This window comes from Streptomyces sp. NPDC001492, from assembly GCF_053597275.1.
In genome coordinates this window covers 26,408-44,456 of record NZ_JBSFHW010000040.1, presented here as the reverse complement: position 1 = coordinate 44,456, position 18,049 = coordinate 26,408, and the positions used below count along the sequence as shown (strand labels likewise).

The 18,049-nt window shown below is 70.0% G+C and carries 14 protein-coding genes; 10 read left to right on the top strand and 4 right to left on the bottom strand.

Annotated features, from left to right (window positions below; all coding sequences use genetic code 11):
• Positions 1 to 85 precede the first annotated feature (85 nt).
• The 5 genes from ACWC1K_RS37745 to serA all read left to right on the top strand — a co-directional run bounded on the left by ACWC1K_RS37745 (position 86) and on the right by serA (position 8,670).
• Positions 86 to 3,097, top strand: a complete 3,012-nt coding sequence (locus tag ACWC1K_RS37745; RefSeq protein WP_450837417.1) for a putative bifunctional diguanylate cyclase/phosphodiesterase — start codon at positions 86 to 88, stop codon at positions 3,095 to 3,097.
• A 242-nt stretch (positions 3,098 to 3,339) separates the two neighbouring features.
• On the top strand, positions 3,340 to 5,184 hold the full coding sequence (locus ACWC1K_RS37740; RefSeq protein WP_450837416.1) for an acetolactate synthase large subunit: 1,845 nt from the start codon (positions 3,340 to 3,342) through the stop codon (positions 5,182 to 5,184).
• 22 nt (positions 5,185 to 5,206) lie between these two features.
• Entirely contained in the window at positions 5,207 to 5,731 is a 525-nt protein-coding gene (gene ilvN / locus ACWC1K_RS37735) for an acetolactate synthase small subunit (protein WP_059128941.1), read from the top strand.
• Positions 5,732 to 5,849: 118 nt separating this feature from the next.
• The gene (gene ilvC / locus ACWC1K_RS37730) at positions 5,850 to 6,848 is read left to right on the top strand and encodes a ketol-acid reductoisomerase (protein WP_030942878.1); all 999 of its coding nucleotides are present in this window, start codon (positions 5,850 to 5,852) and stop codon (positions 6,846 to 6,848) included.
• Between the two features lie 232 nt (positions 6,849 to 7,080).
• Complete coding sequence (gene serA / locus ACWC1K_RS37725; RefSeq protein ID WP_450837415.1) at positions 7,081 to 8,670, top strand: phosphoglycerate dehydrogenase; 1,590 nt, start codon at positions 7,081 to 7,083, stop codon at positions 8,668 to 8,670.
• Positions 8,671 to 8,743: 73 nt separating this feature from the next.
• On the opposite strand, the gene ACWC1K_RS37720 is transcribed toward serA, so the two are convergent.
• The gene (locus tag ACWC1K_RS37720; protein WP_450837414.1) at positions 8,744 to 10,264 is read right to left on the bottom strand and encodes an MFS transporter; all 1,521 of its coding nucleotides are present in this window, start codon (positions 10,262 to 10,264) and stop codon (positions 8,744 to 8,746) included.
• Between the two features lie 95 nt (positions 10,265 to 10,359).
• Between ACWC1K_RS37720 and ACWC1K_RS37715 the strand changes: the two genes are divergently transcribed.
• Positions 10,360 to 10,941 (top strand): TetR/AcrR family transcriptional regulator, encoded by a 582-nt coding sequence (locus ACWC1K_RS37715; protein WP_450837413.1) that lies wholly within the window; start codon positions 10,360 to 10,362, stop codon positions 10,939 to 10,941.
• Positions 10,942 to 10,994: 53 nt separating this feature from the next.
• Here ACWC1K_RS37715 and ACWC1K_RS37710 read toward each other — a convergent pair whose 3' ends face one another.
• Complete coding sequence (locus ACWC1K_RS37710) at positions 10,995 to 12,206, bottom strand: PucR family transcriptional regulator (RefSeq protein ID WP_450837412.1); 1,212 nt, start codon at positions 12,204 to 12,206, stop codon at positions 10,995 to 10,997.
• A 128-nt stretch (positions 12,207 to 12,334) separates the two neighbouring features.
• On the opposite strand from ACWC1K_RS37710, the gene ACWC1K_RS37705 reads away from it, so the two are divergent.
• From ACWC1K_RS37705 to ACWC1K_RS37695, 3 genes are read left to right on the top strand one after another with little or no spacing between them, the layout of a single operon-like run.
• A complete protein-coding gene (locus ACWC1K_RS37705) occupies positions 12,335 to 13,261 on the top strand; it encodes a proline dehydrogenase family protein (protein WP_450837411.1) in 927 nt (308 codons plus the stop codon).
• 38 nt (positions 13,262 to 13,299) lie between these two features.
• Positions 13,300 to 14,931 carry an L-glutamate gamma-semialdehyde dehydrogenase gene (gene pruA, locus ACWC1K_RS37700; protein WP_450837410.1) on the top strand — a complete coding sequence of 544 codons (1,632 nt, stop codon included), beginning with the start codon at positions 13,300 to 13,302 and terminating at the stop codon, positions 14,929 to 14,931.
• Positions 14,932 to 14,957: 26 nt separating this feature from the next.
• Positions 14,958 to 15,830: an alpha/beta fold hydrolase gene (locus tag ACWC1K_RS37695; RefSeq protein WP_450837409.1), complete on the top strand. Its 873-nt coding sequence runs from the start codon at positions 14,958 to 14,960 to the stop codon at positions 15,828 to 15,830.
• Here ACWC1K_RS37695 and ACWC1K_RS37690 read toward each other — a convergent pair.
• On the bottom strand, positions 15,827 to 16,033 hold the full coding sequence (locus tag ACWC1K_RS37690) for a DUF5988 family protein (protein ID WP_351475510.1): 207 nt from the start codon (positions 16,031 to 16,033) through the stop codon (positions 15,827 to 15,829). The genes ACWC1K_RS37695 and ACWC1K_RS37690 overlap by 4 nt on opposite strands.
• Positions 16,034 to 16,318: 285 nt before the next feature.
• Here ACWC1K_RS37690 and ACWC1K_RS37685 point away from each other — a divergent pair, with 285 nt between their 5' ends.
• The gene (locus tag ACWC1K_RS37685; RefSeq protein WP_115905715.1) at positions 16,319 to 16,450 is read left to right on the top strand and encodes a hypothetical protein; all 132 of its coding nucleotides are present in this window, start codon (positions 16,319 to 16,321) and stop codon (positions 16,448 to 16,450) included.
• Between the two features lie 54 nt (positions 16,451 to 16,504).
• Here the strand turns inward: ACWC1K_RS37685 and ACWC1K_RS37680 are convergent, their stop codons facing one another.
• On the bottom strand, positions 16,505 to 18,010 hold the full coding sequence (locus ACWC1K_RS37680) for a purple acid phosphatase family protein (protein ID WP_450837408.1): 1,506 nt from the start codon (positions 18,008 to 18,010) through the stop codon (positions 16,505 to 16,507).
• Positions 18,011 to 18,049 lie beyond the last annotated feature (39 nt).

The following is an 18,049-nucleotide window of genomic DNA, read 5'->3' as shown; positions in this document are numbered from 1 at the left end:
ACCGCAGGCACAGCCGCCGGGGGCATGCGCACCCAGCGCACCGGGAGCTGCGGGACCTGGGAGCGATGCGGACCGGGTGGGCCCGGTGAGCTCGCCCCCGCCCCCCACGACCACCCTCGACGCAGTGGTGCGGGTACAGCCCTCGCCGGGGAGGCTGCTGCCCCGTCCGCCGGCCGTCGGCCGCGGACCCGGCCTGGTCCCGCAACTCGTGCTGGCCCTGGTCTGCGCGGGATACGCCGTCGGTTCCGCGTTCGGCTGGGGTTCGGACGAACTCTCGCTGATCATGGGCGACTTCGGACTGAGCGCCGCGGCCGGCACCGCCGCCGTGTCGCTGTTCCTGTACGCCCGCAGCCGCCGTGTCCGCTTTCGACCCGCCTGGCTGCTGTTCGCCCTCTCCTCCGCCATGGCCGCCCTGGGCAACGCGGTCTGGGGGTGGTACGAGGTCGTGCTGGCGGAGCAGGTGCCCACTCCCAGCTATGCCGACCTGTTCTTCCTGTGCTTCGCGCCGCCCGCGATCGTGGGACTCCTGGTGCTCGCCAAGCGGCCGGTGACCAAGGCCGGCTGGGTGTGCCTCGCGCTCGACGCCTGGCTGATCGGCGGCTCGCTGCTCACGCTGTCGTGGAGCCTCGCGCTCGCCCAGGCGGCCAAGTTCGACGGGCCGAGCGTCGCGCACACCGCGCTGTCGCTCGCCTACCCCCTGCTGGACATCGCCCTGGTCAGCATGGTGCTCGCGCTGCACTTCAGGCGCTCCGCGGTGAACCGCACGGCGGTCAACACCGCCATCGGCGCGCTGGCGCTGACGGTGATGTGCGACGCCCTGTTCACCTCGCCGCTGCTGCACAACAGCTACCACTCGGGCCAGTTGCTCGACGCGGGCTGGTTCGCCGGCTCCCTGCTCCTGGCGTACGCCCCCTGGGCCGCGCCCCGGCAGGGGCAGCAGCCCGAGGCCGACCGGTGCGACCTCGACGGGCACACGCGCGTGGTGCACGAACACGTGCCGGGCCAGCGGGGCGGCGCGCACCAGCACCACCCGGCACCACAGGGAGGCGATCACGGCCGGTATCCGGGCGCCCGGCCCATCGCCGGCTCCCTGGCCGCCCTCACGCCCTATCTCGCGGCAGCCGTGTGCACCCTCGGGATCCTCTACACGGTGCTCAACGGCCACCGGGTCGACCGCGTGGTGCTCCTCACCGGCGGCACGGTGGTGCTCGCCCTCGTGGTGCGCCAGGGCATCATGCTGCTCGACAACATCACCCTCACCCAGGAACTGGCGCAGAAGGAGAACCACTTCCGCTCCCTGGTGCAGGGCTCCAGCGACGTCATCATGATCGCCGCGCCCAACGGCATCCTCCGCTATGTCTCCCCGGCCGCCGCCGGGGTCTACGGACGGCCCGCCGAGGAGCTCGTGGGTACAGAACTGGCCAATCTCATCCACCCTGAGGACCTGGGCTGCGTGGTGCACGAGGTGCGCCGCTTCCTCGCCGCCAGCCCGCCCGAGGAACCCACTACGCGCATCGAATGCCGCTTCCGGTCCGGCGACGGCGGCTGGCTCAACGTCGAGTCCACGGTCAACCGCCACCACGGCGGCCTCATCTTCAACAGCCGGGACGTGACCGAAAGAGTGCGCCTGCAGGCCCAGCTGCAGCACAACGCCGAGCACGACCCGCTCACCGACCTGCCCAACCGTGCCCTGTTCACCAAGCGCGTCCAGCAGGCCCTCTCCGGCCGCCGGGCCGCCGACCGGGTGTCCCTGCGCGGTACGGCCGTCCTCTTCATCGACCTCGACGGCTTCAAGGCCGTCAACGACACGATCGGGCACCAGGCCGGGGACGAGCTGCTCGTCCAGGCCGCCCGCAGACTCCAGGACGCGGTCCGGCACGGGGACACCGCCTCCCGGCTCGGCGGTGACGAGTTCGCGGCCCTCATCGTGGGGGACGGCACCCGGGACCGCTCCGCGCGCGAACGGCACATCCTGGAGCTCGCCGACCGCCTCAGGATCACGCTCTCGCAGCCGTACCTCATCGACGGCAACGATGTCCGGGTGGCGGCCTCCATCGGCGTCGCCTTCGCCGAGCCCGGCCTCGGCGCGGGCGAGCTGCTGCGCAACGCCGACCTCGCCATGTACCGCGCCAAGGCGGCCGGCAAGGGCCGCGTCGAGCTGTACGCCCCGCAGATGCAGCAGGACGTCGTACGCAAGGCGGAGCTGGCCACCCGGCTGCGTGCCGCACTGCACGACGGCGAGTTCGCGCTGCTGCACCAGCCCGTGGTCCGTCTGGAGGATGGCCGGATCACGTCGGTCGAGGCACAGGCGCGCTGGCGGTCCTCGCAGGGGGTGCTGTTCACCCCCGCCGAGTTCCTGCGGGTCGCCGAGGACAGTGACAAGACCGCCGAGCTCGGCCGCTGGATGCTGGAGGAGGCCGTGGAGCAGGCGGCCGAGCGCACCGGCACGGGGCTGTCCGTGCCCGTCGCGGTCCCGATGAGCGCCCGGCGGCTGCTCGACCGTTCGATGCCGCTCGGCTCGATCGAGGCCCTGCTGACCCGGCACGGGCTGCCGTCCGGCTCCCTGGTGATCGAGCTGTCCGACACCGACCCCCGGGTCTCCCTGGACGAGCTGGAGCGACGCCTGGCCGCCCTGCGCAGGCTCGGCGTGCGGATCGCCCTGGACGGCTTCGGCAGCGGCTACGCGGCGATCACGGCGCTGCGCAGACTCCCCGTCGACGTGCTGAAACTCGACCGCAGCCTGGTCGAGGGCGTCGTCGAGTCCGCGCGGCTGCACAAGATCACCAGTGGGCTGCTGCGGATCGCGACCGACCTCGGGCTGCAGTCCGTGGCCGACGGCGTGGACCTGCCCGAACAGGTCGTGGCACTGCGCGCGATGGGGTGCACGCACGGGCAGGGCATGGCGTTCTCCGGTCCGCTGGACGAGGTCCGGGTGCGCCGGGCGCTGGCTTCCGGCCACTATCCGGTACCGCACGGCCCGATCGAGCCCGCGTTCGCGGGCGGCGGCGCGGGGGTGTACACCAGTGGTGTGCCCGCTGTTCTGGGAGGCGGAAGTGCCCTCCGCTCACATAATGAGACTCCCGTCCCACCCACTTGACACGTGGTGCGTGCCGGGGGGAGGGTCTGTGCCATGCGCACCCGAATTCTCGTACTTGGAAAGCGCGTCGGCTGAGCTGGCGATGTCCGGACGGACCCGGAACTCCCAGCGACCACACCCGGCGCGCTCCCCTCGCTTGCCTTACGGCACGAGGGGTTTTTTGTTGCACAGGCACCAGTCGTGCAGCGCTTGAACACCGTACAAACCTCGCAAAAACCCTCAGCATCGAGAAGAGACTGACGATGACCGAGCAGGCCACCGGGGCCCATCCGCAGCCGCGGCCCCGATCCGGAGGACAGCAGTCCGCACCCGAGCACGTGACGGGTGCGCAGTCCCTCATCCGTTCGCTCGAGGAGGTCGGGGCCGAGACGGTATTCGGCATTCCTGGCGGCACCATCCTGCCGGCGTACGACCCGATGATGGACTCCACGCGGGTGCGCCACGTGCTGGTCCGCCACGAGCAGGGCGCCGGTCACGCGGCCACCGGTTACGCGCAGGCCACCGGCAAGGTCGGTGTCTGTATGGCGACCAGTGGCCCCGGTGCCACCAACCTGGTGACGCCGATCGCCGACGCGATGATGGACTCGGTGCCGCTCGTGGCGATCACCGGTCAGGTCGTCTCCAAGTCGATCGGCACGGACGCCTTCCAGGAGGCGGACATCGTCGGCATCACCATGCCGATCACCAAGCACAGCTTCCTGGTCACCAAGGCGGAGGACATCCCCCGGGCGATCGCGCAGGCGTTCCACATCGCCGCCACCGGGCGCCCGGGACCGGTCCTGGTCGACATCCCCAAGGACATCCTCCAGGCGAAGACCACCTTCTCCTGGCCGCCGGTCATGGACCTGCCCGGCTACCGGCCCGTCACCAAGCCGCACGCCAAGCAGATCCGCGAGGCCGCCAAGCTGATCACGAGCGCCAAGCGGCCGGTCCTCTACGTCGGGGGCGGCGTGCTCAAGGCCGGCGCCACCGCCGAGCTGAAGGTCCTCGCAGAACTCACCGGAGCGCCCGTCACCACCACCCTGATGGCGCTCGGCGCATTCCCCGACAGCCACCCGCTGCACGTGGGAATGCCGGGCATGCACGGTGCGGTCACCGCCGTCACCGCGCTGCAGAAGGCCGACCTGATCGTCGCCCTCGGTGCCCGTTTCGACGACCGCGTCACCGGCAACCTGGACAGCTTCGCCCCGTACGCCAAGATCGTTCACGCCGATATCGACCCGGCCGAGATCGGCAAGAACCGCGCGGCCGACGTGCCGATCGTCGGTGATGCCCGCGAGGTCATCGCGGACCTGGTCCAGGCCGTGCAGAAGGAGCACGCCGAGGGCCATCAGGGCGACTACAGCGCCTGGTGGAAGGACCTCTCCCGGTGGCGCGACACCTACCCGCTCGGCTACGACCAGCCCGAGGACGGCTCGCTGGCCCCGCAGCAGGTCATCGAGCGCATCGGGCAGCTCGCGCCCGAGGGCACGATCTTCGCCGCGGGCGTCGGCCAGCACCAGATGTGGGCCGCGCACTACATCCAGTACGAGAAGCCCGCCACCTGGCTGAACTCCGGCGGCGCCGGAACCATGGGCTACGCGGTCCCGGCCGCGATGGGCGCCAAGGCCGGGGCCCCGGACCGGACCGTCTGGGCGATCGACGGCGACGGCTGCTTCCAGATGACCAACCAGGAACTCACCACCTGCGCCCTGAACAACATCCCGATCAAGGTCGCCGTCATCAACAACGGCGCCCTCGGGATGGTCCGCCAGTGGCAGACCCTGTTCTACAACCAGCGCTACTCCAACACCGTGCTGCACTCCGGGCCCGACGACGTCAACCCGGAGGCCAGGGGCACCCGCGTCCCCGACTTCGTGAAGCTGTCGGAGGCCATGGGCTGCTACGCGATCCGCTGCGAGAACCCCGCCGACCTCGACAAGGTCATCGAAGAGGCGAACTCCATCAACGACCGCCCCGTCGTCATCGACTTCATCGTCCACGAGGACGCGATGGTGTGGCCGATGGTCGCCGCCGGCACCTCGAACGACACCATCATGGCCGCCCGGGACGTCCGCCCCGACTTCGGCGACAACGAAGACGACTGAGCGAGAGAGACGCAACCAGACCATGTCCAAGCACACGCTCTCCGTCCTGGTGGAGAACACCCCGGGCATCCTGGCCCGGATCGCCGCCCTGTTCTCCCGCCGCGGCTTCAACATCGACTCGCTCGCGGTCGGCGTCACCGAGCACCCCGACATCTCCCGCATCACCATCGTGGTGAACGTCGAGGACCTGCCGCTGGAGCAGGTGACCAAGCAGCTCAACAAGCTGGTCAACGTGCTGAAGATCGTCGAGCTGGAGCCGGCCCAGGCCGTGCAGCGCGAACTCGTCCTGGTGAAGGTGCGCGCCGACAACGAGACGCGCTCCCAGATCGTCGAGATCGTCCAGCTGTTCCGCGCCAAGACCGTCGACGTCTCCCCGGAGGCCGTCACGATCGAGGCCACCGGCAGCAGCGACAAGCTGTCCGCCATGCTCAAGATGCTGGAGCCGTACGGCATCAAGGAGCTCGTCCAGTCCGGCACCATCGCGATCGGCCGGGGCGCCCGCTCGATCACGGACCGGTCGCTGCGCGCGCTCGACCGGTCGGCGTAACGACGTATTGAGGCGGCCGGGTGACACCGGCCGCCCGTATTCCGAGACCCCGAAACTTCCCTTCCGCCCGCCGTCATACGGTGGGACGCACAACCTGCACTCAAGGAGAGAACCCAAAGTGGCCGAGCTGTTCTACGACGCCGACGCCGACCTGTCCATCATCCAGGGCCGCAAGGTCGCGGTCATCGGTTACGGCAGCCAGGGCCACGCCCACGCGCTGTCGCTCCGTGACTCGGGTGTCGACGTCCGTGTCGGTCTGCACGAGGGCTCCAAGTCCAAGGCCAAGGCCGAGGAGCAGGGCCTGCGCGTGGTGACGCCGTCCGAGGCCGCCGCCGAGGCCGACGTCATCATGATCCTGGTCCCGGACCCGATCCAGGCCCAGGTCTACGAGGAGTCCATCAAGGACAACCTCAAGGACGGCGACGCGCTGTTCTTCGGCCACGGCCTGAACATCCGCTTCGACTTCATCAAGCCCCCGGCGAACGTCGACGTCTGCATGGTCGCCCCCAAGGGCCCGGGCCACCTGGTGCGCCGCCAGTACGAGGAGGGCCGCGGCGTTCCGTGTATCGCGGCCGTCGAGCAGGACGCGACCGGTAACGCCTTCGCGCTCGCGCTGTCGTACGCCAAGGGCATCGGCGGCACCCGCGCCGGCGTCATCAAGACGACCTTCACCGAGGAGACCGAGACCGACCTCTTCGGTGAGCAGGCCGTCCTGTGCGGTGGTACGGCCGCGCTGGTGAAGGCCGGTTTCGAGACGCTGACCGAGGCGGGCTACCAGCCGGAGATCGCGTACTTCGAGTGCCTGCACGAGCTGAAGCTGATCGTGGACCTCATGTACGAGGGCGGCCTGGAGAAGATGCGCTGGTCGATCTCCGAGACCGCCGAGTGGGGCGACTACGTCACCGGCCCGCGGATCATCACCGACGCCACCAAGGCCGAGATGAAGAAGGTCCTCGCCGAGATCCAGGACGGCACCTTCGCGCGTGAGTGGATGGCCGAGTACCACGGCGGTCTGAAGAAGTACAACGAGTACAAGACGGCCGACTCCGAGCACCTGCTGGAGACCACCGGCAAGCAGCTGCGCAAGCTGATGAGCTGGGTCGACGAGGAGGCGTAAGCCTCATGGCGACGGGGCCGGAGCGGACTGCTCCGGCCCCGTTGTCCAGACCGTCCACTCACGGACGGGTGATCCTTCCGGAGAGGCGCAGGACGATGGTCGCGGCGCCACTACACTGCCGTACTACATACGCGTCAGGCCCACAGCGTCGTGCGTCTTCCACGCGGCTAGCAAACCTCCACCGCCTGCGGCCGTCGGGACGGCCGTCCGCATTGGACTTGTGAGGACTCACGTGAGCTCGAAACCCGTCGTACTCATCGCTGAAGAGCTGTCGCCCGCGACCGTGGACGCGCTTGGCCCCGACTTCGAGATCCGGCACTGCAACGGAGCGGACCGAGCCGAACTGCTCCCGGCCATCGCCGATGTCGACGCGATCCTGATCCGCTCCGCCACCAAGGTGGACGCCGAGGCGATCGCCGCCGCGAAGAAGCTGAAGGTCGTCGCACGAGCCGGCGTCGGCCTGGACAACGTCGACGTCTCCGCCGCCACCAAGGCCGGCGTGATGGTCGTCAACGCCCCCACCTCGAACATCGTGACCGCCGCCGAGCTGGCCTGCGGTCTCCTCGTCGCCACCGCCCGCCACATCCCGCAGGCCAACGCCGCGCTGAAGAACGGCGAGTGGAAGCGCAGCAAGTACACGGGCGTCGAGCTCGCCGAGAAGACCCTGGGTGTCGTCGGCCTCGGCCGGATCGGTGCGCTGGTCGCCCAGCGCATGTCCGGGTTCGGTATGAAGGTCGTCGCCTACGACCCGTACATCCAGCCCGCGCGCGCCGCCCAGATGGGCGTGAAGGTGCTGTCCCTGGACGAGCTGCTCGAGGTCTCCGACTTCATCACCGTCCACCTGCCCAAGACCCCCGAGACCGTGGGCCTCATCGGCGACGAGGCGCTGCGCAAGGTCAAGCCGAGCGTGCGCATCGTCAACGCCGCGCGCGGCGGGATCGTCGACGAGGAGGCGCTGTACTCCGCCCTCAAGGAGGGCCGGGTCGCCGGTGCCGGTCTCGACGTGTACGCGAAGGAGCCCTGCACGGACTCCCCGCTGTTCGAGTTCGACCAGGTCGTCGCCACCCCGCACCTCGGTGCCTCCACCGACGAGGCGCAGGAGAAGGCCGGTATCGCCGTCGCCCGCTCGGTGCGCCTCGCCCTCGCCGGTGAGCTCGTGCCGGACGCGGTGAACGTCCAGGGCGGCGTCATCGCCGAGGACGTCAAGCCGGGCCTGCCCCTCGCGGAGCGTCTCGGCCGTATCTTCACCGCGCTCGCGGGCGAGGTCGCCGTCCGCCTCGACGTCGAGGTGTACGGCGAGATCACCCAGCACGATGTGAAGGTGCTGGAGCTCAGCGCCCTCAAGGGTGTCTTCGAGGACGTCGTCGACGAGACGGTGTCGTACGTCAACGCCCCGCTGTTCGCGCAGGAGCGCGGCGTCGAGGTGCGGCTGACCACCAGCTCCGAGTCGGCCGACCACCGCAACGTCGTCACCGTGCGCGGCACGCTCACCGGCGGCGAGGAGGTCTCGGTCTCCGGCACGCTGGCCGGCCCGAAGCACCTCCAGAAGATCGTGGCCGTCGGCGACTACGACGTCGATCTCGCCCTTGCCGACCACATGGTGGTGCTGCGGTACGAGGACCGTCCCGGTGTCGTCGGCACGGTCGGCCGTATCTTCGGCGAGGCGGGGATCAACATCGCCGGTATGCAGGTCTCGCGGGCCGTGGCCGGCGGCGAGGCGCTGGCCGTACTGACCGTGGACGACACGGTGCCCCCCGCGGTGCTGGTCGAGGTCGAGGCGGAGATCGGGGCGACGTTCGCCCGCTCGGTGAACCTGGTCTGACAGATCACCAACCGAAGGGGCCGAGCCGACGTGAGTCGGCTCGGCCCCTTCGCGTTGCCCTGCTTGCTGCTTGCTACTTGTCGCTGACGCGAATCCCCCGCAGCGCCCTCGCCGCCAGTGCCGCCGCCCCCACCAGGACCACCGTCCCGGCGATCGCCGCGCCGTGCATTCCGCTGGTGAACGCCTCGCGCGCCGTCGCCGCCAGGGCGTCTCCCGCGCGCCCCGGGAGCTGAGCGGCCACCGCCAGTGCGCCGCCCAGTGTTTCGTGGGCCGGAGCGGGGGCCGAGGCGGGGATCTCGTGGCGGTAGAGCGCCGTACCGACGGAGCCGAGGATCGCCATCCCGAGCGCGCCGCCGAACTCGGCGCCGGTCTCCATCAGGGAGGACGCCGAGCCCGCCCGTTCCACCGGGGCGCTGCTCATCGCCAGGTCCGTGATCTGGGAGATGACCATGACGATTCCCGAGGCGAGGACGCCGCACGCGACCAGGACCAGCCAGAGGGAGTCCGTGCCCACGAAGGCCAAGAGCGCGTAGCCGGCCGCGCCGATCGCGAAGCCCGCGGTGACCACGTAGGCGCGGTCGACGCCCTTCTGGACCAGGGAGGTCGCCAGTGGGGCCGCCATGCCGATCGGCACCGAGGGCAGCAGTGCCCACAGGGCCGCTTCCATGGCGCTCTTGTCGAGCACCGACTGAAGGTACTGCGTGGTGAAGTACGCCGAGCCCATCATGGCGAACGAGCCGATGAGGTTGAGGACGACGGAGGGCGCGAAGCCACGGCCGCGGAACAGCGCCGGCGAGATCATCGGTGCGGCGGCGGTGCGCTGACGGTGGACGAAGGCGGTCGCGAAGAGCAGGCCGACGGTGATCGAGACGACGTACTGGGCATGCCAGCCCTCGGACGGGATCTCCTTGAGGCCGTAGATGACGGGGAGCACCGCGGCCATCGAAAGGGGCACGCTGAGCCAGTCGAAGCGGCCGGGGGCGGGGTCGCGGGACTCGGGCAGCAGGAACGGGCCGAGGATCAGCAGCAGGGCCATCGCGGGCAGGTTGACCAGGAAGACCGAGCCCCACCAGAAGTACTGCACGAGGACACCGCTCATCACCGAGCCGAGCGCGATGCCGGCCGTCATCACACCGGACCACAGGCCGATCGCCTTCGCGCGCTGGCCCGGGTCGGTGAACATCGTGCGGATCAGCGCCATCGTCGACGGCATCAGGGTCGCGCCGCCGACGCCGAGGACCGCGCGGGCCGCGATCAGGGTCTCGGCGCTGTTCGCGTAGGCCGCGGTGAGCGACGCGATGCCGAAGGCCGCCGCGCCGATCAGCAGCAGCTTGCGACGGCCTATGCGGTCGCCCAGGGAGCCCATCGTCATCAGCAGGCCGGCCAGGACGAAGGCGTAGATGTCGAAGATCCACAGCTGCTGGGTGCCACTCGGCTCCAGGTCCGCGCTGATCGCCGGGATCGCGAAGTACAGGACCGAGACATCCATCGAGACCAGCAGCAACGGGAGCATCAGCACGCCCAGTGCGGTCCATTCGCGGCGGCCGGCCAGGTGGCCGGCCGGGGTTGTGGTGGTGCTCGTCGGGTTCGTCATGACAGGGACTGTACGGGCGTATTAAACGTTTGTCTAGAACGCTTGTATAAGTCGTTCGTATAGGACGGTTGTATGGATCGGAGTAGGGTGGGGGCATGGGACACCGTGAGGATCTGCTCGAAGGCGCCAAGCGCTGCCTGCTGGAGAAGGGGTTCGCGCGCACTACGGCGCGCGACATCGTCAAGGCCTCGGGGACCAACCTGGCCTCGATCGGCTACCACTACGGGTCGAAGGACGCCCTGCTGGCGCAGGCGTATGTGTCGCTGGTCGAGGGGATGGGGGACGCCTTCGAGGGGGACGGAGCCGCGACGAGCGCCGAGCCCGGTTCCCTCGAACGGTTCCAGGAGGTGTGGTCGAACGTCATCGGCACCATGCGCGCGCCGGGCTCGATCTGGCACCTCAGCATGGAGATCGTGGTCATGGGCGACCAAATGCCCGAGCTGCGCGACCACTTGGTGCGGGCCCAGCGGGAGGCGGGGCGCGGGTTCGTGCCGATGCTCATGGGCGGGCGCGAGGAGGACGTCTCGGACGAGACCGCCGACACGCTCGGCATGTTCTACGTGACCCTCATGACAGGCCTCATCGCCCAGTGGAACTTCGACCCGAAGACCGCGCCCACCGCGGAGCAGCTCACCGAGGGGCTGCGCCAGGTGATCGCCGGGGCTACGAGGAGCTGAGCCTCCTGGGGCCGTATGCGGTGTGACGAGTTACCGCATCGGCAGCGGCACGGCTACAGCCTCGCGCCCTTCAACGCCATGTGCAGGAGCAGCCGGTCCTCGCCGTCGTCCAGGTCGAGGCCCGTCAGTTTTTCCACGCGGGACAGGCGGTAGTACAGGGTCTGGCGGTGGATGCCCAGTTCGGCCGCCGTGCGGGCGGCCTGGCCCGCGCAGTCGAGGTAGATCTCGGCCGTGCGGGCGAGTTCGCGGTAGGTGGGGGACAACAGGGGGTGTACGGCAGGGTCGTGGGCCGCTTCGGAGGGCAGCGCGGTCAGCAGGCGGAACGGGCCGATGTGCGCCCACTCCGCGACCGGACCGAGCCGGGGCTCCGCCAGTGCGGCCCGCGCCGCCGCCAGGGCCTCGCGCCAGGCCGTCGCCAGCTCCGCGAGCCCCGTGCGCGCGGCCGCGATCCCGCACGCCGCCGTGCCGCCCCCCTCCAGCTGCCGCGCCCGCTCCAGCAGCCGCCCCGCCGCCGAGGTGGCCGGCGTCAGGACGTCCGCCGAACGCAGCCGTACCAGCAGGGCGAGGGCATGGGAGGACGCGCCCCACGGCACCGTGCACAGCGCCGTCGCCCCCGGCACCGTACGCACCGAAGGGGCGTCGTCCGGGTCGGCGGACGGCCAGGGGGTCACGCAGACCACCGTGTGCAGACCGTCCGCGCGCGAGCCCAGCGCGGTGCGCAGCTCCGCCACCGCCATGTCCTGCGGCCAGCCGCGCTCCGCGGTGAGCACGGCCCGCAGCTCCCGGGTGAGGTCGGCGCCGTGCTGCGCCTCGTCCGCCAGCAGCGCGCCGATGCGTGCCGCCACGTCCATGGCGGCGGTCAGCTGCCGCTCGGTCGGGCCGGGGTCGGAGTCCAGCAGCCAGACATAGCCGAGGACGACACCCCGATGGCGTACCGGAAGGCAGATGCGTCCCCGGTACACGCCCGCCTCGGGGGTCGGCGGGATACGGACCGGGCCCGTCGCCCGGGTGATGCCGAAGCCCTCGAACCACGAACGGACCGCGGACGTGGAGCGCCGCGTCAGGATCGAGCGGGTGCGCACCGGGTCCAGCGCGGAGGCGTCGAGGTCGCCCTCGCTGTCGTACGCGCCGAAGGCGATCAGCTCGAAGTCCCGGTTCTCCAGGGTCGCGGGGACGCCGAGGAGCTCGGAGATCTCGTCGACCAGCTCCTGGTAGTCACCGGCATGGCTGAAAGCTTCGGACGTCACTCGGGCATTCTCCCGCATTTCCGGGCCCGCTTCATACATCTGTCTGAGATCTGCGGCACGGATGCGTGACAGCTGTCGATGGCTGAGGATCGGAGAGATCCTTAGGTTTCACGGTGGTTCTATCTGCTGGTTTGTGGAGGTGCCCCGTGCTGGGTCCCGTGATTCTTGCCGCGTCGCGCAGCGACCGGATGCGACGCCTGATCTCGGCGGCCCCGGTGACCAAGCAGGTCGTCGACCGCTTTATCCCCGGCGAGACCGTCGACGACGTCGTACCGATCATCGAGAGCCTCACCGGCCGGGGCCTCGAGCTGACGATGGACGTCGTCGGTGAGGACATCACCACCCCCGAGCAGGCCACCGCCGCCCGCGACGCCTACCTCGCGCTGATCGACCGGCTGAGCGACCTGGGCCTCGGCGAGCGGGTCGAGATGTCCGTCAAGCTGTCGATGTTCGGGCAGGCGCTGGAGGGCGGGCACGAACTCGCGCTCGCCAACGTCCGCCCCGTCGTCGAGGCCGCCGCCGCCATCGGGACGACCGTCACCCTCGATGCCGAGGACCACACCACGCTCGACTCGATGTTCGCCATCCACGAGGAACTGCGGAAGGACTTCCCGCAGACCGGCTGCGTGATCCAGGCGTACCTCTTCCGCACCGAGGCCGACGCCCGACGCCTCGCCGACGCCGGCAGCCGCGTCCGGCTCGTGAAGGGCGCGTACAAGGAGCCCGCCGAGGTCGCGTACCAGCAGAAGCACGAGATCGACAAGGCGTACGTCCGCATCCTCAAGACTCTGATGGAGGGCGAGGGGTACCCGATGATCGGCTCCCACGACCCGCGCCTGATCTCCATCGCCCAGGAACTCGCCCGCAAGGCCGGGCGCAAGCTGGACGAGTACGAGTTCCAGATGCTGTACGGCATCCGCAGCGACGAGCATCTGCGGCTCGCCGCCGAAGGTCACCGCATGCGCGTCTACACCGCCTACGGCACCGACTGGTACGGCTACTTCATGCGCCGCCTGGCGGAGAAGCCGGCGAACCTCCTCTTCTTCGTCCGCTCGACCCTCACCAAGGGCTGACCCGAACACCCGCTCACGTACAAGGAGTTACGGATCCCATGGACGCTGTGACCCAGGTCCCCACCCCCGTCAACGAGCCGGTGCACGGCTACGCCCCCGGCTCGCCCGAGCGTGCCCGCCTGGAGGCCAAGCTCAAGGAGCTGGCCGACAACCCCATCGACCTGCCGATGACCATCGGCGGCGAGAAGCGGATGGGCGGCGGCGAGCGGTTCGACGTCGTGCAGCCGCACAACCACAAGGCACGCCTCGGCACGTACGCCAACGCCACCCAGCAGGACGCGCAGGACGCGATCGACGCGGCCCTCGCCGCCGCGCCCGCCTGGCGCGCGATGTCCTTCGACGACCGCGCCGCGATCATCCTGCGCGCGGCCGAACTCCTCGCCGGCCCCTGGCGCGAGACGCTGGCCGCTTCCACCATGCTGGGCCAGTCCAAGACCGCCCAGCAGGCCGAGATCGACACCCCCTGCGAGCTGGTCGACTTCTGGCGCTTCAACGTCAAGTACGCCCGCGACCTGCTCGCCGAGCAGCCCCCGGCCAACTCCCCGGGCGTCTGGAACCGTCTCGACCACCGCCCGCTCGAAGGCTTCGTCTACGCGATCACGCCGTTCAACTTCACGGCGATCGCGGGCAACCTGCCCACCGCGCCCGCGCTGATGGGCAACGTGGTCGTGTGGAAGCCGTCCCCGACCCAGACCCACGCCGCAGTGCTGCTGATGCAGCTCCTGGAGGAGGCGGGCCTGCCCAAGGGCGTCATCAACCTGGTCACCGGTGACGGCATCGAGGTGTCGAAGGTCGCCCTGGTCCACCGCGACCTCGCCGGCATCCACTTCACCGGCTCCACCAAGACCTTCCAGTACCTGTGGAAGACGGTCGGCAACAACATCGAGAAGTACCGCTCCTACCCGCGTCTGGTCGGCGAGACCGGCGGCAAGGACTTCGTCGTCGCCCACCCGAGCGCCGACAAGGCGATCCTCAAGACCGCCCTGACCCGCGGTGCCTTCGAGTACCAGGGCCAGAAGTGCAGCGCCACCTCCCGCGCCTACATCCCGGCGTCGATCTGGAACTCCGGCTTCAAGGAGGAGTTCGCGGCCGAGGTCGACTACCTGACCATGGGTGACGTCACCGACCTCTCGAACTTCATCGGCGCGGTCATCGACGAGCGCGCGTTCGCCAAGAACAAGGCGGCCATCGACCGCGCCAAGTCCGACCCCACCTGCACGATCGTCGCGGGCGGCAGCTACGACGACTCGGTCGGCTACTTCGTCCGCCCGACCGTCGTCGAGTGCTCCGACCCGGAGAACGAGGTGTTCCGTACCGAGTACTTCGGCCCGTTCCTCGCCGTGCACGTCTACGAGGACGACAAGTACGAGGAGATGCTGACCCAGATGGAGTCGGTGTCCGACTACGCGCTGACCGGCTCGGTTATCTCGGGCGACCGCGCGGCGGCCGCGTACACCATGGACAAGCTCCGCTACGCGGCCGGCAACTTCTACATCAACGACAAGTCGACCGGCGCCGTCGTCGGCCAGCAGCCCTTCGGCGGCGGCCGCGCCTCCGGCACCAACGACAAGGCCGGCGCGCCGCAGAACCTGATGCGCTGGACCCTGACCCGAGCGATCAAGGAGACGCTGGTCCCGCCGACCGACTACACCTACCCGCACATGGGCTGACCCGGCACCGGGGCAGACTGCCCCTCATGACGGTGAAGCAGGACGAGAGCCCGACCGTGGTGGCCGACGACGGCGTACGTCTGTGGGCCGCCCGGTCGGGCTCCGGCGAACCCCTGGTGCTCTGCCACGGCGGGCCGGGGCTCTGGGACTACTTCGAGGACCTGGCGGAGCTGCTCGCCGACCTGACGCCGGTGGTCCGCTGGGACCAGCGGGGCTGCGGGCGTTCGGAGCGGGAGGTCACCGGTCCCTGGACGCTCGACCGCTTCGTCGCCGATCTCGACGCCGTACGACGGCACTTCGGTCTTGAGCGGATGCGGCTGCTGGGCCACTCGTGGGGCGCGCAGCTCGCGTTGAGCTACGCCCTGGCGCACCCGGAGCGGGTGAGCCTGCTCGTGTACGTGGCCGGCACGGGCATCGGACCTGACTCCGACTGGCACCCCGCCTTCCTGGCCAACCTCCTCGCCCGCCTCGGCGAGCAGCCCGAACGCCTCGCCCGCCGGCGGGAGTTGGACGACCGGCCGGTGCGATCCGACGACGAGGACCGGGAGTCGGCGGTCCTGCAGTGGTCGGCCGAGTTCCAGGACCATGAGCGGGCGCTGGAGCGTGCCGAACGGATGGCCGACCCCTGGTTCGGGATCAACCGCGAGTGCGGCAAGGCCCTCAACCAGGAACGCGGGCGCAGTTGGGGGACTCCCGAGCTCCACGACGCCTGCCGCGCCCTCGATCTGCCGGTCCTGATCCTCGACGGCGCCCAGGACATCCGCCCCCGCTCCGCCGTGGACTCCCTGGAACGTGCTCTGCCTCGCGTCCGCCGGGTGATCCTGCCGGACGCGGGGCACATGGTGTGGACGGACGACCCGAAGGGCTTCCGGGAGGCGGTCGGGTCGGTGGTGGCCTAGCCGGGCATCTCCGTCCGCTCCCACCACTCGTACACCGGCAGGCTGCCTTCCGGGGTGTTCGCGTGACGCGAGGTCGCCCTGAAGTGCTCGTAGCCGTTCCGGAGCTCGATCTTCAGGTCCGGTCCGGAGGTGTCGACCGGGACGATCCGTGCGGGCAGATCCTGCGGGCCGCCCTCGAGAAGTGCCTTGACCGTGTCGGGCATGACCTCACCCTTCCCTCGGTTGGAGTCCGGCAGAAAACGACATTACACCTGATCAGAGACGTGTGACCCAATCCACCGTCTCAGATAGTAGGAAGTCCGAGTAATTGTGGAGACAGACCGGGCCCGCTCGCTTACTTTTGTAGGAGCCGAACGTCTCGCTCGACCAAGCGAATGGCGGTCGTGAGCGTGCCCCGTGCAGGCAACCCCTGCGGCACCGCTCCCCGCCCCATCCGGCGTCTCGTAACCCCTTTCCGCACTCCCGGATGTCGAAGGAGTCGATTTCCCATGGCCGAGACGACCGCACGCCGCCGAGTCCGTCACCTCTCCCGTACGAGCGAGTCCGACCGAAAGAACGCCGCAGCCGCCCTCCAGCGCGCCCTGGACCGCAGGGACAACGGCGGTTCGACCGGCCACTGAGCCGGGCATCACCACTGAGCCGGGAGCCGCACCCGCATGAGGTGCGGCGCGGACTCACACCCCGCGCCGCACCTCGAAGTGATCGATGCGCTCGCCGCTGTCCGTGAGCGCCGACACCTTCAGGGCGGGCCTCGCGCCGCTCTCCGCCTCCACCGTGAGCAGCGAGAAGCCCCGGTAGCGCACCCGCGACCACTCCACGCTCTCCGGCGCGGACGCCTTCGACTTCGTCCAGCGGAAGGTGTCGACGGAGTCGTGGGGCGTGACGTGTCCCTCGTAGCTCTCCTTCGCAGGGAAGCCGTACAGATCACGGCCGCCGCCACCCGCCGTGACGTACACGATCCCGTCCCGTGCCGGGTCGGTCGACGCGCCGATGGGGACCGGCCTGCCGACCCCGCCGTTCCTGATGGCGTCCGTCCGCTCGTACACATGGTTGTGCCCGTTGATCACCAGGTCCACCTGGTGCCTGGCGAACAGCGGCAACCATTCCGCCCGTACCCCGCCGTCGGAGGCGTGCGCGGAGGTCGAGTAGGCGCAGTGGTGGAAGAAGACGACGACGAAGTCGATCCCCTGCGCCGACCGCAGCTCGGCCAGCTTCTCGTCCAGCCACTTCGTCTGCCTGCCGCCGCTGTAGCCGAAGTTGGCGGGGATCTCGTACGAGACGTCGTTCGCGTCCAGCGCCACGAAGCCGACGTTGCCGTAGGTGAACGCGTACACCCCGGGCGCGGTGCGCGGGTCGAAGCCGCTGTCCGGGAGGGAGAAGCGGGCCAGCTGGCCGCCGTAGCCCTCCGGCGAGTACCAGGCCTCCATGTCGTGGTTGCCGGTCGTCACCATCCACGGCACCGACCTCGCCACCGGCTCGTTCTGCTTGAGGAACAGGTCCCAGAAGGCGGGGTCGTAGCCGTCCGACTTCTCGCCCCGGCCATTGGTGTCGGCGTAGCAGATGTCGCCCGCGTGCAGGTGGAAGGCGGGCTTCTGGCGCAGGATGACGTGGTCGTTGGCGGCCGCGGCCTGGCTGACCCCCTGGTCGCCGAAGGCCGTGAACACGAACTTCTCCGGGGAGGCCGGCGCGGTGCGGAAGGTGCCGATCGTCGAGCGGTGCTTCGGGGCTGCCGGGTCGAAGCCCTCGTGGCCCACGCCGTAGTAGTACGTGGTGCCGGGGCGCAGGCCGTCCAGGGCCGCATGGAGGTAGTACTGCTCCAGCGCCGGCCGTACGCCCGTGACGCCCGGGGTGTGCAGGGCGCGGACCTCGGCCTCGATCTTCCGGCTCAGATCCTCGGGCTTCAGGCCGATGCGGACATATGGCTTCCGCACGGCCAGCGGGACCTGCCAGGAGACCCGCATCTGCGACTTCGGGTCGGCCCCGAAGGCGAGATGCCGGCCGAACGGGGCGACGACCGAGCCGTGCACCGCCGGGCTCCCGGGCGCCGAGGTCCTCGTGCCCTGCGCTCCCGATCCACCGCCGCAGCCGCTCAGCAGCCCGCCCGCCGCCACCGCGCCCGCGGTCACCAGCGTGCGGCGCCGGATCAGCTTGGTACGCAGGTACTCGTGCTGCTCGGCCATGCTCATGCGGCTTGCGAGCTGCGGCGGGATGCCGACGTC

Bases quoted from the DNA above. Each gene is read 5' to 3' on its own strand.
- ACWC1K_RS37740 (WP_450837416.1), top strand. From the start codon at position 3,340: ATGACCGAGCAGGCCACCGGGGCCCATCCGCAGCCGCGGCCCCGATCC.
- ilvN (WP_059128941.1), top strand. From the start codon at position 5,207: ATGTCCAAGCACACGCTCTCCGTCCTGGTGGAGAACACCCCGGGCATC.
- ACWC1K_RS37720 (WP_450837414.1), bottom strand. From the start codon at position 10,264: ATGACGAACCCGACGAGCACCACCACAACCCCGGCCGGCCACCTGGCC.
- ACWC1K_RS37715 (WP_450837413.1), top strand. From the start codon at position 10,360: ATGGGACACCGTGAGGATCTGCTCGAAGGCGCCAAGCGCTGCCTGCTG.
- ACWC1K_RS37710 (WP_450837412.1), bottom strand. From the start codon at position 12,206: ATGCGGGAGAATGCCCGAGTGACGTCCGAAGCTTTCAGCCATGCCGGT.
- pruA (WP_450837410.1), top strand. From the start codon at position 13,300: ATGGACGCTGTGACCCAGGTCCCCACCCCCGTCAACGAGCCGGTGCAC.
- ACWC1K_RS37695 (WP_450837409.1), top strand. From the start codon at position 14,958: ATGACGGTGAAGCAGGACGAGAGCCCGACCGTGGTGGCCGACGACGGC.
- ACWC1K_RS37690 (WP_351475510.1), bottom strand. From the start codon at position 16,033: ATGCCCGACACGGTCAAGGCACTTCTCGAGGGCGGCCCGCAGGATCTG.
- ACWC1K_RS37685 (WP_115905715.1), top strand. From the start codon at position 16,319: ATGGCCGAGACGACCGCACGCCGCCGAGTCCGTCACCTCTCCCGTACG.
- ACWC1K_RS37680 (WP_450837408.1), bottom strand. From the start codon at position 18,010: ATGGCCGAGCAGCACGAGTACCTGCGTACCAAGCTGATCCGGCGCCGC.